We start from the raw sequence: 12,952 nt of genomic DNA, 5'->3' as shown, positions 1-12,952 counted from the left end.
GTGCACAGCTGGTCGGCGTGGTCGGGGTGCCGTACGCCCACCCGCCAGGGGCCGCCGGCGGTGACCACGTCACCGCCGGCGTTGAGGACGAGGCGGGAGGCGCCGGCCTGCTTCAGCAGCTCCGCCGCCCGCTGCACCGACCAGCCCTTGACCACGGCACAGGGGTCCAGACCGCGCCCGGGCAGCCGTACGTCGAAGGCGCCGCCGGTGGCGAGACGGTAGTGCTCGCACAGGGCGAGGATCTCGCGCAGGTCGGGGCTCAGCGCGTCGGAGGTCAGCTCGGCGCGGTCGTACCGCGACACCTCGCTGTCCTCCTTGAACGGGCTGAACCGTGCGTCGACCTCACGCAGCCACGCGAAGACCGCGTCCGCGGCCGACTCGGGGACGTGCTCGTCGTCGACCCGCAGCGAGACGGGGAAGCCCATGACGTGTTCGACGCGGTGCAGCATGGTCGGTCTCTCAGCCCTTCGCGTCGATCGCGGCCTGGAGGGACTCCTTGTAGCCGTCGCTGGTGATGGTGGCACCGGACACCGTGTCGATGTCCGCGCTCTGCGCCTCCAGGGTCTCCGCGATCAGCTTCGGCACCGCGGCCGTCGTCTGCGGATGGTTCGGCTGCTGGAGCATCTGCACGGCGGTGATCTTGTCGCCCTCGAAGGTCACCTGGACCTGGACGGTGCCCTTGTCGGTGTCGACCGCGGTGCCGTCCACGGTCCGGGACGACTCCTCGGTGGCCGACGCAGAGGCCGAAACCGACGCCGATGCCGATGCCGAAGGGGACGCCGACGCCGTCTTCGCGTTCTCGTCGATCGTGGCCTGGAGGGACTGCTTGTACGCCTCGCTGGTGATGGTCGCGCCGGACACGGTGTCGATGTCCGCGCTCTGCGCCTCCAGGGTCTCCGCGATCAGCTTCGGCACCGCGGCCGTCGTCTGCGGATGGTTCGGCTGCTGGAGCATCTTCACGGCCGTGATCTTCGTGCCGTCGAAGGTGACCTGGAGCTGGACCGGGCCCTTGTCGGTGGTGATCGTCGAGCTCGTGACGACGTTCCCGCCGGAGGACCCAGCGGACGTGGACGACGTCGAGGACGGCGTCGGCGTGGTGGCCTGGACGGTGGAGGAGCCGGCCGAGGGCTGGTACAGCCACACGGGCACCAGGCCCGCGATGCTCAGGACGACGACAGGTATGGCTCGTTTCACGGTCTCTTCCTCATCCCGCCAGGCTGAAGCGCTCGAAGTGGGTCTGCGCCTTGGGCACGTTCAGCTCCCGCAGGCTGCCCAGCACGGCGTTCATCATCGGGGGCGGCCCGCACAGGAAGACGTCCCGCTCGGCGATGTCCGGCACCAGCCGGGCCAGCTCGGCCGCCGCCAGCTTGTCGGGCACCGGCGGTCCGGTGACCAGGTGGAGTTCGGCGTCCTTGGCGAGCGCGAGGTCGCGCAGCTCGTCGTAGAGGACGGCGTCCTGGTCGGAGCCGACGCGGTAGATGACCACGGCGTGGCCCTGGATCTCCTCCAGGAGCGCCCGGATCGGGGTGACGCCGACGCCGCCGGCGATGAGCACGGACTCGGGCCGGGTGCGGTGCAGGGCGGTGAAGGCGCCGTAGGGGCCCTCGGCGAAGACGCGGGTGCCGACCTTGACGTGGCGCAGGGCCGCGCTGCCCTCGCCGGCCGCCTTGGCGGTCAGGCGCAGCGTCCTGCCGTCGGGGGCGGCGGACAGCGAGAAGGGGTTGGCCTGCCACCAGCGGTCGGCGGTCAGGAAGCGCCACAGGAAGAACTGGCCCGCGCGGGCGGGCAGTTGGTCGAGGTCCTTGCCGCTGATGTAGATCGAGACCACGTTGTCGTTCTCGGGGACGACGGCGGTGACCCGGAACTGGTGGCGCCAGTTGCGCCACAGCGGGAGCACCGCGCGCCCGAGGACCACCGAGCCCAGTGCCACACCCCAGACGCCGTACCAGTACCCGGTGGCGACGGAGGAGGACGCGAAGGTGGTGCCGACGGCGACCTGGTGGGTGAAGGCCAGCACCACGGCGACGTAGGTGTACAGGTGGATGAAGTGCCAGGTCTCGTAGGCGAGGCGGCGCCGGGCGTAGCGGGCGGAGACCGCGCCGACCACGAGGATCAGGAAGAACGCGACGACCGCGCGGAGCACGCCCTCGGTGGTCTCGGCGAGGTCGACGACCTCGCCGATCGGGCCCACGTCGGTGCCCTCGGCGTAGCCGAAGGCGATGAAGACGACGTGGGCGAGGAGCGTCCACAGGATGCCGAAGCCGGTCCAGCGGTGCCAGGAGGTGAGCCGGTCCATGCCGATACGGCGGTCGAGCCAGGGCAGTCGGGCCACCAGGACCAGCTGGAACGCCATGATGAGCGCCGCGTACAGACCGGTCAGGCGGCCGAGCACGATCAGCGCGTTGGAGGCGAAGCCGGCCTGGGCGAAGAAGACGGCGACCACGGCCGCGTTGGCGGCCAGCACGGCGTAGAGCCCGGTGCGGGCCACCACCCTGGGGCGTTTGATCGCCGTGGGGGGCGCAGGGGGCGATTGGACGGTCGTCACGGGACACAGCTCCTTGATCGGGGCCTGGGTTACCGAGCTTCTCCGGCGGGAGCTGTCGATCAGCTGTCGTACAACTTTCAAGAGCTTATCGATCTGATCTGGGTGCCCACCCGGCGCTGGCTTTCGGGCCGCTGTGAAGCACTATGAGCAGGTGGAAAAAGTACGACTTCTCGTCGTGGACGACGACCCGCCGATCGCCGATCTCGTGGCGACGGTCGCCCGCTACGAGGGCTGGGACGCGGTGACCGCGAACTCCGGTGAGGAGGCGCTGAGCCGCGCCGCGGAGTTCCGCCCGGACATCGTGGTGCTCGACCTGATGCTGCCCGACATCGACGGCTTCGGGGTCCTGGACCGGCTGCGGCGCTCGGGGACCATGGTGCCGGTGGTGTTCCTCACCGCGCGGGACGCGGTCGCCGACCGGGTGGCCGGGCTGACCCGGGGCGGCGACGACTACCTGGTCAAGCCCTTCGCCGTCGAGGAGCTGATGGCCCGGCTGCGGACCGTGCTGCGGCGCAGCGCCGGGCCCGGCTTCCAGCGCTCGGTGCTGCGGGTCGCGGACCTGACGATGGACGAGGACACCCGCGAGGTCCGGCGCGGCGAGAAGCTGCTCACGCTCACCCCGACCGAGTACGAGGTGCTGCGGTACCTCATGCGCAAGTCGCCGACCGTGCTGACCAAGGCGCAGATCCTCGACCATGTGTGGGAGTACGGCTTCGGCGGCCGCTCCAACGTGGTCGAGCTGGTCGTCAGCCGGCTGCGCCGCAAGCTGGACGACACGGGCGAGCCGCTGATCCACACCGTGCGGGGCTTCGGGTACGTGATCCGGCAGGCGGCGGAGTGATCCGGCGGCTGTCGTCCGCCTACCGGCGGATGCGCCTGGGCACCCGGCTGGCCCTGGGGCTCGGGGCGCTGGCCCTGCTGGTGTTCGGCGTGGTCGGCACGGCCCTGACGACGTACATGCGCGACTACCTGTCGGCCCAGCTCAACGAACAGCTGTCGCTGGCCCAGGTCGCCCAGTCCAAGAGCATCGCGGAGTCCGGCACGCTGGCCGGCAAGAAGTACTACCGCTGGTACTACGCGGTGTACGACGTCCGCAACGGCACCCCCGAACTGCGCACGCCCGAGGACCCCACCGACCTGCCCAAGGACGTCGGGGAGTTCACCGCCGTCGCGAAGGCCCAGACCGTCGCCCACACCGAGGTGCTGGCCACCGAGCACCTCCAGGGGCAGGGCGAGTACCGGCTGCGGGCCTGCGAGGTGGAGCCCGGGGTGGTCCTGGTCAGCGCGGCCCCCATGGACGACATCGACGCCACGGTACGGCGGCTGATCACGGTCCAGGTCGTGGCCTTCGGGCTGGCCCTGCTGGTGCTCGTGCTGATCGGCCGCAAGCTGCTGCGGCGCGGCCTGAAGCCGCTGAGCGACATGGCGCACACCGCGCACGGCATCGCCTCCCACGACCTCACCGAGACGGCGGCCCGGCTGCCGCTGCGCGCCGACAAGCGGGGCGGCGGCCCGGAGGTCGAGGAGCTGCGGACGGCGTTCAACACCATGCTGGAGCACATCGACGACTCGCTCGCGGTCCGCGCGGAGGCCGAGCAGCGGCTGCGCCGGTTCGTCGCGGACGCCTCGCACGAACTGCGCACACCCCTGATGTCCGTACGGGGCTACGCGGACCTCTTCCAGTACGCCGCCGCGAACGCCCCCGAGGAGCGTGACCGGCACCTGGCCCGGCTGCGCGCCGAGGCCGCCCGCATGGGCTTCCTCCTGGACGACCTGCTGCTGCTCGCCCGGCTGGACGCGGCGGAGGTCGAGACCCCGCTGCGGCCCGCCGAGGTGGACCTGGTGGAACTGGTCGAGCACGCGGCCGACGCCTTCCGCGCGAGTCATCCGGACCATCCGCTGACGGTGACGCCGGGACCGCAGGCCCTGAAGCTGCGGCTCGATCCGCAGCGGGTCCGCCAGGTCCTCGACAACCTCCTCACCAACGCGGCCGTGCACACCCCGCCGGGCACCGAGGTGTCGGTCGGGGTGCGGGTGCGGGACGGAAGTGCGCGGGTGCGGATCGCGGACGCGGGCCCCGGCATCCCGGCCGCCGACCAGGAGCGGGTCTTCGACCGCTTCTACCGGGTCGACAAGGCCCGCAGCCGGGACCGCGGCGGCAGCGGACTGGGCCTCGCGGTGGCGCACTCCCTGGTCCGGGCGCACGGCGGCACGATCGAACTGGTCAGCGCACCCGGCTCGACCGAGTTCACGGTGTCCTTCCCGCTGACGCTGGGCTGACCGACGGTCCGACTCCGGCATGCCCGGACCGGCCCTGTGCGCGGCCGGCCCGGGTGCGGGGTGTCGGATCAGCAGGTGGCCACGCCCGGGAGCCACTCCGGGCCCTTGATGTAGATGACGGTCATCCACGAGCCGTCGGTGAGCTTCGCCCAGGCGTCGTTGGTGTAGCCCTCGGCCGTCACCGTCTGGGCGTGGGCCTGGCAGACCACGTTGACCGTGGTCGGCTGCGGGAAGTAGTCGACCACGCGGGCGTTGACGTTGGGCTCGCTGTGGGTGCGCACCCCCGTGCCCCAGGTCTGGAACGCCTTGCTGCCACCGGACGGCGGCGGAGTGCTGCTGCCGCCGCAGTCCGGGATGCCGGGCAGCCAGGCCGGGCCCTTGATGTAGATGTTGGTGACCCAGGAGCCGTCGGCGAGCTTGGACCACGCGTCGTTGGTGTAGCCCTCGGCGGTCACGGTCTCCGCGTGCTGCTGGCACTGCACGGACACCTGGGTCGGCCCGGGGAAGGTGTCGACGACGGCCGAGCCCACGCTCGGCGAGCGGTGCGTGCGCACGCCGGTGCCCCAGGTCTCGAAGACCGTGCCGCCGTTCGCGGGCGGCGGGATCGGGGTGCCGGAGCCGTTGATCCGGACCGCGCCCGCGTAGTCGCCGCCGGTGCGCACCGAGGTGACGCGGATGTGGGTGCCCGACTCGTACGCCTCCACCATCTGGCCGTTGCCCAGGTACATGGCCACGTGGTGGATGTGCCCGCTCCCCCAGAACATCAGGTCGCCCGGCAGCAGCGGGGCGGTGCCCTGCCCGGCGGAGAACCGGGCGGAGGCCTGCGAGGTGTGGAACTGGTCGTCGGCCGTGCCGTTGAGCAGGTCCTTGCCCGTGGCCCGGTAGTAGGCGTAGCGCATCAGGCCCGAGCAGTCGAAGCCCAGGCGCTCGCCGTCGTGGAGGCTGTCCGGGTCGGAGCCGTCGTAGAAGCCGTAGCTGGCGCCGGGCGTGGCCGCGTGGCCGCCGCCCCAGCTGTACCAGACGCCGATCTGCGAACAGGCCGCGTCGACGGCGGCCTGCGCGGTGGCCGAGGCGCCGGGCGCGAGGACCCCGCAGGCGGCGTCCGCGGCGGCCGGGGCGGCCTGGGCCGGGGCGGAGTAGAACGCGGTGAGGGCCAGGGCCGAGGCGCCCAGGATCGCGCCGCTGGTCCGGCGGCGCGAGCTGATGGTCTTCAAGGGACTCTTCCTTCGTCGAGGTGAGGTCGAGGTGACGTCGAGCGTCGGGGTGGCGCCGGCGGGATGCCGGTGACGCCGTGGACTGACCCGGGAGGCACACCCCACCCCCGTGAGGGTGTGCCGCCCGGGTCAGTTGTGGAGCGCGGCGCGCATCTTGGCGAGGCCCCGCAGCCGGTTGCGCTGGACGGTGCCGCGATGGGTGCCGAGCCGCTCCCCGGCCGTGTCGTGGGTGAGCCCCTCCAGATCGACGAGGATCACCGCGGCGGCCTCCTTCTCGGAGAGCACGCCGAGCAGCGCGAGCGCCGTGGCGGAGGCCTCGTAGGAGGCGAGTCCGCCGTCCCAGCCGGACTCCGGGAGCTCGTCGGTGGTGCGCTCGCGGCGGGAGGGGTGCTGCCAGGAGTCGCGCAGCAGGTTGAGGGCGACGGCGCAGGTGTAGGCGTACGGATGCTGCTGCCGTGTCAGGCTCTGGGCGCGGGCCCGTCGGGAGAGCCGCAGATAGGTCTCCTGGAGCAGGTCGTCGGCGTCGTGCGGATTGCCCGTCAGCGCCAGCAGGCGTCTTCGCAGGCGCGGCATGTCGGCCGTGAAGGAGGTGTCGAAGTCCCCCGGGCTCATGCGGTTGTCGCCCTCACGCGGCGGTGGCGGACAGCTGGTGCGACTGTGGTCCACTCGTTCCCCCTTGCGGTGATCACGTGCGGTGATCTCTTGCGGTGTGCTTGCTGTGCTGTCCCGCTCCGGTGGTCAGGCCGGCGGGCGGGGTGGGTCGGCGGGGCCGTAGCGAGCGGTCGGCACCCGGCGCAGCAGGGCCCAGTACCGGTCGCCGTACGACCAGTGCCACCACTCGGTGGGGTAGTTGACGAATCCGGTCGCCGAGAGCACGCGGCCGAGCAGGGCCCGGTTCGCCCGCGCCTCGGCGCTGATGCCGGGTGCGTGGGTGCGGCAGGCGCCGCCGCTCTCCTCCGGGGTGGCGTTCACCTCGGTGCCGAGCGGCAGTTCCCGGCCCGTGCGGTCGCACAGGGTCAGGTCGACCGCGCCGCCGCTGACGTGCGGGGCGACCTCCGGCGGTGAGATGTACGCGCTCGCCAGCTCACGGATCCGCTCGGGACCCGCGTCCGGGTGGTCCTTGCGCAGCGTCGCCGCGTACTGCTCGAAGTAGCGGCGCTGGAGCTCCGGCGGCCGGTACCCCTCCACCACCAGCAGCCGGATCCCGGCGGGCAGCAGCCGCTGCGCCCGCACGAGCCGCTCCAGCGCGCCGGCCCGCAGATGCGCGTAGCTGCCGTCGTCGTCGGCCTGCCGGCCGTCGAGCAGCACCTGCCCGCCGAGCCGCAGATCGACGAGCGGCTCACCGCATTCGTCCGGCCGGACGGCGGCGACCCGAGGATCGGCGAGCGTAATGATGTCGGTCACGGGAACAGACTCCCGGCGCCCTCTGCAATTGCTCTGCAGAACGCCTGCAAGCAGACACCAAGGGTTCTGCAACCCACCTAGGGGCGCGGGGAACTGCGCGACAAGCCCCGACGAACCCGCACGCGCCCGACAACCTGACGCGGCACCCCCTTAGGCGCCAACACCCCGCTCCTCCGCCTCCCTGGCCCCCAACTCCCGAAAAACCACCACCGCTTCAGCCCGCGCATCCAACGCCGCCCCCGCCTCCCCCACGGCCTCGAACACCTCCGCCAGATCCCACAAGGTCCGCGCCCGCCACAAGGGCAGCCGCAACACCTCCCACCCAACAATCGCCCGCTCCAACGGCTCACGCGCCACACCCGCGTCCCCAGCCGCCAGATGCCACTCCCCCAGCGTCCGCAGCACCAGCGCCTCCCCGAACCGGTCCTGCCGGTCGCGGGCCACCTCCAGACACCGTTCGAGCCGCTCCCGCGCCTCGGCGAGCCGCCCCTGCCGCAGCTCCACCTTCGCCAGCGACTGCTCCGTGTACATCAGGCCGAACGTGTCGTGGAGGTCCTCGAACCCCCGCAGCGCGTCCCGCAGCAACTCCTCCGCCGCCGCCCACGCGTCCTCCGCCCGATGGCACAGGGCGAGCGAACGCACGGTCAGCGCCGCACCGAACCGGTCGTCCTCGGCCCGGTACAGCTCCAGCGCCTGCGAAAGGGCCTCGCGGGCCTGCGTCCCCCGACCCTGTTCCCGGTGCACACAGCCGATGCCGTACAGCACCTGGGCCCGGGCACCGCGGTCGCCGTCCGGTCCGTACCGCTCGAGCGCGGCGTCGAGCAGCTCCAACGCCTCCTGGAAGAAGGCCTGTTCACGCCGGGCCGTGGCCATGCCGACGAGCGCCTGAGCCGTCCCCGGCGACTCGTCGTCGAGTGCCTCGAACAGCCGCAGGGCGTCCCGGAAGTAGCCGTACGACCCCTCGAACTCGTCCTGTTCGTAGCGCAGTTGGCCCAGCCCGATGTGCAGCCACGCCTCGCCCTCGCGGTCACCGCTGCGGCGCACCGCCGCCATCGCCGCGGTGTGCGAGCGGGACCAGGCGTCGAACTGGTTGTACAGGGCGACGGAACTGGCGATCAGCGCCCCGGCGAGGTCCCGGGCGGCGCGGTCCAGGCCGTGGTCGGCGCAGTGGTCCACCGCGGCGAGCAGGCCGGCCTGTTCGGCGGCGAACCAGGCGGCGGGCCGGGCGAGCAGCTCCTCCTCGGCCCGTGGGTCCAGCGGGTCGACGGGCCGTACGGCGGCAGGTTCGGGGAAGTAGCGTGCGGCGCCGCCGGGACCGCGCGCCGCGGCCTTCTCGGCGAGCCCCAGCCAGCACTCCACGAGCCGCAGCACGGCCGCCGACCGCTCCTCGGCGCTCTCCTCCGACAGACAGCGCTCGCGGGCGTGTTCGCGGGCCAGGTCGTGGATGCGGTAGCGGTTGCGGCCGGTGCCGTCCACGCCGATCACGTCGATGAAGTGGCAGTCCACCAGCCGCTCGACGGCCTCCTCGGCCTCCTCGGTGCCGATGTCCAGCAGGGGCGCGGCGATCCAGGCCGCGAAGTCGGGCAGGTCGAGCAGGGCGAGCCGGCGCAGGGCACGCTGCTCCTGCGGGTCGAGGTCGGCGTAGCCCAGTTCGAGGCTGGTGCGCAACTCCAGGTCCCCGGCGCGCAGTTCGTTGAGTCTGAGCCGTTCGTCGCGCAGTCGGGCGGCGAGCCGGCCGGGTACCCAGTGCGGCCGGGCGGCGAGGCGTGCCCCGGCGATGCGCACGGCGAGCGGCAGCCGTCCGCACAGGGAGACGATCTCGGCGGTCTGTTCCGGCTCGGCGTTGGTGCGGTCCGCGCCGGCGACCCGTCGCAGGAGTTCGAGCGCCTCTTCCTGGTCGGGCACGGTCAGGTCGAGGTGCGCGGCGCCCTCCAGCGCCACCAGCCGGCGTCTGCTCGTGACGAGCACGGCGGAGCCGGGTCCGGGCGGCAGCAGGGGTCGTACGTGGGCCTCCCCGGCGGCGTTGTCGAGGATCAGCAGGATGCGGCGGTGGCCGGTGTACGTGCGGTACAGGCCGGTGAGCTCCTCGACCGAGCTCGGCAGGGTCTCCGGTTCGGCGCCCATGGCACGCAGCAGCCGGGCGAGGGCGTCGGCGGGCTGGAGGGGTGCGGTGTCGGCGGCCCGCAGGTCCACGAACAGGCGGCCGTCCGGGAAGAGTTCGGCGGTGCGGTGGCCTACGTGCACGGCGAGGGCGGTCTTGCCGGTCCCCGAGCGTCCGGAGATCACCCCGATGGGCGGGGCGGTACGGCCCGGGTCGTCGACTCCGCCCAGCAGCGAGACCGCCCAGTCGATCTGGTCCGCCCGGCCCACGAAGTCGGCTATGTCCGGGGGGAGATGGGAGGGGGCGGGCCGCGCGGACGCACCGGGACCGCCGACACCGGGCGCCGTACGACTCCCCGCCGCGCGCTCCTCCGTCTGCTGCCCGGCCCTCGCGGGACCGGCCGCGTCCCGGACCGGGGCCCGGGAACCGGGGGCGAACGGGGCGGAGTCGTCCGAGCGGGGGCCGGACTCGAACGGAGCGGACTCGTGCGACCGGGAGCCGCGGGCGAACGGAGCGGACTCGTGCGACCGTAGGCCCGTGCCGAACCGCGGGGACTCATCGGCCCCGGAGGCGGCGCCGGGCGGCGCGGCACCGACGCCGGGCCGGGCGGATCCGACGCCGGGCCGTGAGCCGTCCTGAGACCGCCGCCCCGTACCGGACACGAACCCCTCGGCGGCCCGGGAACCGTCGGTGCCCCTGCCCCCCGGACCGAGCAGCGCCGGGTCGTTGGTCAGTACCGCCTTGTGCAGCGCCCGCAGTTCCGGTCCCGCGTCTATGCCCAGCTCCTCCCGCAGCACCTCGCGGCCCTCCTGGTAGGTGCGCAGGGCGTCGGAGACCCGGCCGGTGCGGAACAGCGCGGTCATCAGCTGGCCGCGCGGCCGCTCCCGCAGGGGATGGGCGGCGACATGCGCGAGCAGGGGCGCGATGGTGCGGTCGGCGCGGCCGAGTTCAAGGTGCAGCCCGAAGGACTCCTCCTGGGCCACCAGCCGCAGTTCCGCCAGCCGGGCCGCCTCGATCCGGGCGAACGACTGGGCCAGTCCCTCCAGGGCCTCCTGCCCGCGCCACAGTCCGAGCGCCTCGGACAGCAGCTCGGCGGCCTCCTCGACATGGCCCCGGGCGGCCTCGGACCGGCCGGACGCGAGGAGTTCCTCGAAGCGGCGGGCGTCGACCTGGGCGGGGTCGAGATCGGCGACGTAGCCCGGCGGCCGGGTCCGGATCACCTCCGCGGCGCCGACCCGGGCCAGGGCGCGGCGGACCGCGGAGACATGGGTGGCGACGAGGGCGCTGGCGGTCGCGGGGGCCTGTTCATCCCAGACGGAGTCGACGAGCCGTTCCGTGGAGAGGACCTCGCCCAGGTGGACGACGAGCGCGGACAGCACGGCGAGTGGTCTGACCCCGCCGAGCGGGGCCCGCCGGTCGTCCTGCCACACCTCCACCGGACCCAGTAGCCGTACCTGGAGCATGGTCCCCCGATCGCCGCACCGCCCACCCCACGGATACGCGTTCGACGATATCGACGGGCACAGACACCGCACGGCGCGCGCACAGCCGCGCTGGCCGGATCCGAACGGCTCATGAACCCGGCTCGGGCCCCGGACAAGGCCCCCGCGAAGGAACAGCCCCTGCGTGCGCCGACTTCCCCGCAGGACGCTGGTTGGCCGGATTTCGCCGATGGGCGCAGTCCCCGCTCACCTGAGGGACGGCTGCGGCGGGCCGCTCGTATGAGGGCCCCCCGAAATTTCCCGCGACGAAAATTCTTCTGCGTCACGAGGCATACGGAAGGGACGTGGAAGGCGTCAACGGCCTGAAAGCACAAGCCGTTTCCACCGCGCCCAGGGAGTCGCCCGATGCCACGCCGGACCTTGCTCCTTCTGACCGCCGCGCTGCTGGCGGCGACGCTCACGGGGTGCGCGGACCGTACGTCGGCCTCCCCGGAAGCCGTCCCCGGCACGGACACCGGCACCGGCGCCACACCCGGCACCGCCCAGCACGTCTCCGACGACCCCGAGCAGACCCTGCACCTCGCCGAACAGCTCCTGATCAAGAGCTGCATGGAGAAGCGCGGATACGAGTACTGGGTCGAGAAGCGGCCGGCGGCCGACGGGGCGGCCCGGTTCCCGTACGTCGTCGACGACCCGGCCTGGGCCGCCCGGCACGGCTACGGCACCGACCTCTACCGCGCCCGGCAGCAGGAGGCCCTGCGCGACCCGAACCAGCGCTACTTCCGCTCCATGCCGGCCGACCGGGCGCCCGCCCTGGTGAGCGCCCTCAACGGGCCCGAGCCGAAGGGACTTTCGGCCCGCCTCCCGAACGGCATCCAGGTCACGCACAGCGACCAGGGCTGCGCGGCCGAGGCGGAGCGGACGCTGTACAAGGACCTGCCGGCCTGGTTCCGGGCCACCCGGGTCACCGACAGCCTCGGCGGCATGCGCGTCGGCCTGGTGCTGGCCGACAAGCGGTACAAGGCGGCCGTAGCACCCTGGGCGCGCTGCATGAAGGCGAAGGGGCAGCCGTATCCGAGCCCCGCCGAGGCGCGCGCCGCGGCCACCCGGCCCGACAGGCCGTGGCCGCACACGAAGGAGGTACGGCTCGCCTCGGCCGAGGCGGACTGCGCCCGCGCCGGTGACCTGGCGGCCGTGGCCAAGTCCCTCGACACCGAGTACCGCACCGAGTTGCGCCGCCGCTACCCCGGCCCGACGGCCGACCTCGACCGCTTGAAGCGCGAGGCGCTGCCCCGGGCCCGAGCGATCGTCACCCGCGGCCGCTGAGCCGCGCCCGCGGCCCCACAGACCACCACGGCACCGACCGTGGTCGCACCACCCTCACCACCCACCCCTCACGAAACGAAGGAACCCCATGTCCATCAAGCGTGCCCTCACCCTCGCCGCCTCCGCCGCGGCCGTCGCCGTCCTCTTCGCCCCGGTCACCGGTGCCAGCGCCGCCGAGTCGGGCTCCCAGGGGACCAAGTCCGCCCAGCTGGCCTCCGCGGACGGCTACCTGCACGTGTACACCCAGCCCTACGGCGGTGGCCGGGAGTGCAAGTGGGCCGGCAACTCCAACGACTGGGGCAGCTGCCGCAACCTGACCTCCGACATCTGGAACAACGGCTACGCGGGCGGCTTCGACGCCGTCGACCTGTACACCGCCCCCAACGCCGGCGGCGCGCACGCCTGCATCGGCCAGGGCGACCGCTGGTGGGACACCACCACGGGCAACTACCGCTTCACCTACGGCGAGGGCCTGGAGCAGTTCGGGAAGAGCGTCAACAACAACATCTCCTCGCACCGCTGGGTCGACTACTGCAGCCAGGGCGGCTGACCGGCCCGTACGCTCGCCCGGGCACCCGAAATGGGTGCCGGGGCGACCCGTTTCCGCGACCCCCGCCCCCCCCCGGGGCCCCCCCCCCCC

11 protein-coding genes are annotated in these 12,952 nt (G+C 73.0%); 4 read left to right on the top strand and 7 right to left on the bottom strand.

From position 1 onward, the window contains the following. The 3 genes from ACFULQ_RS45850 to ACFULQ_RS45840 all read right to left on the bottom strand — a co-directional run. On the bottom strand, positions 1-449 hold a 449-nt coding region (locus ACFULQ_RS45850), incomplete at its 3' end, for an FAD:protein FMN transferase (protein ID WP_383556826.1). Positions 450-459: 10 nt separating this feature from the next. After that, positions 460-1,194, bottom strand: a complete 735-nt coding sequence (locus ACFULQ_RS45845) for an FMN-binding protein (protein WP_383556823.1) — start codon at positions 1,192-1,194, stop codon at positions 460-462. Positions 1,195-1,204: 10 nt separating this feature from the next. After that, on the bottom strand, positions 1,205-2,545 hold the full coding sequence (locus ACFULQ_RS45840) for a ferric reductase-like transmembrane domain-containing protein (protein ID WP_383556821.1): 1,341 nt from the start codon (positions 2,543-2,545) through the stop codon (positions 1,205-1,207). Positions 2,546-2,696: 151 nt separating this feature from the next. On the opposite strand from ACFULQ_RS45840, the gene ACFULQ_RS45835 reads away from it, so the two are divergent. Both ACFULQ_RS45835 and ACFULQ_RS45830 read left to right on the top strand, forming a co-directional pair. Further along, the gene (locus ACFULQ_RS45835) at positions 2,697-3,386 is read left to right on the top strand and encodes a response regulator transcription factor (RefSeq protein WP_383556819.1); all 690 of its coding nucleotides are present in this window, start codon (positions 2,697-2,699) and stop codon (positions 3,384-3,386) included. Further along, complete coding sequence (locus ACFULQ_RS45830; protein WP_383556816.1) at positions 3,383-4,825, top strand: sensor histidine kinase; 1,443 nt, start codon at positions 3,383-3,385, stop codon at positions 4,823-4,825. The genes ACFULQ_RS45835 and ACFULQ_RS45830 overlap by 4 nt, the downstream gene beginning before the upstream one ends. Positions 4,826-4,893: 68 nt before the next feature. Here the strand turns inward: ACFULQ_RS45830 and ACFULQ_RS45825 are convergent, their stop codons facing one another. The 4 genes from ACFULQ_RS45825 to ACFULQ_RS45810 form a co-directional block, all read right to left on the bottom strand. Then, positions 4,894-6,039, bottom strand: a complete 1,146-nt coding sequence (locus tag ACFULQ_RS45825; protein ID WP_383556814.1) for a C40 family peptidase — start codon at positions 6,037-6,039, stop codon at positions 4,894-4,896. Between the two features lie 129 nt (positions 6,040-6,168). Next, positions 6,169-6,651, bottom strand: coding sequence for an RNA polymerase sigma factor (locus tag ACFULQ_RS45820; protein ID WP_383556811.1), 483 nt, complete (start codon positions 6,649-6,651; stop codon positions 6,169-6,171). 126 nt (positions 6,652-6,777) lie between these two features. Beyond that, positions 6,778-7,443 carry a M15 family metallopeptidase gene (locus ACFULQ_RS45815; RefSeq protein WP_383556808.1) on the bottom strand — a complete coding sequence of 222 codons (666 nt, stop codon included), beginning with the start codon at positions 7,441-7,443 and terminating at the stop codon, positions 6,778-6,780. A gap of 150 nt (positions 7,444-7,593) precedes the next feature. Next, complete coding sequence (locus tag ACFULQ_RS45810; protein ID WP_383556805.1) at positions 7,594-11,007, bottom strand: BTAD domain-containing putative transcriptional regulator; 3,414 nt, start codon at positions 11,005-11,007, stop codon at positions 7,594-7,596. A gap of 384 nt (positions 11,008-11,391) precedes the next feature. On the opposite strand from ACFULQ_RS45810, the gene ACFULQ_RS45805 reads away from it, so the two are divergent. Continuing rightward, entirely contained in the window at positions 11,392-12,312 is a 921-nt protein-coding gene (locus ACFULQ_RS45805) for a hypothetical protein (protein ID WP_383556802.1), read from the top strand. An 88-nt stretch (positions 12,313-12,400) separates the two neighbouring features. Then, positions 12,401-12,862, top strand: coding sequence for a hypothetical protein (locus ACFULQ_RS45800; protein WP_383556799.1), 462 nt, complete (start codon positions 12,401-12,403; stop codon positions 12,860-12,862). Positions 12,863-12,952: the final 90 nt, after the last annotated feature.

Origin of the sequence: Streptomyces sp. NPDC057253 (assembly GCF_042669125.1) — a bacterium.
GTDB lineage: Bacteria > Actinomycetota > Actinomycetes > Streptomycetales > Streptomycetaceae > Streptomyces.
Note: the sequence above shows the minus strand (reverse complement) of the source record. Positions and strands in the feature narration are given on the sequence as shown.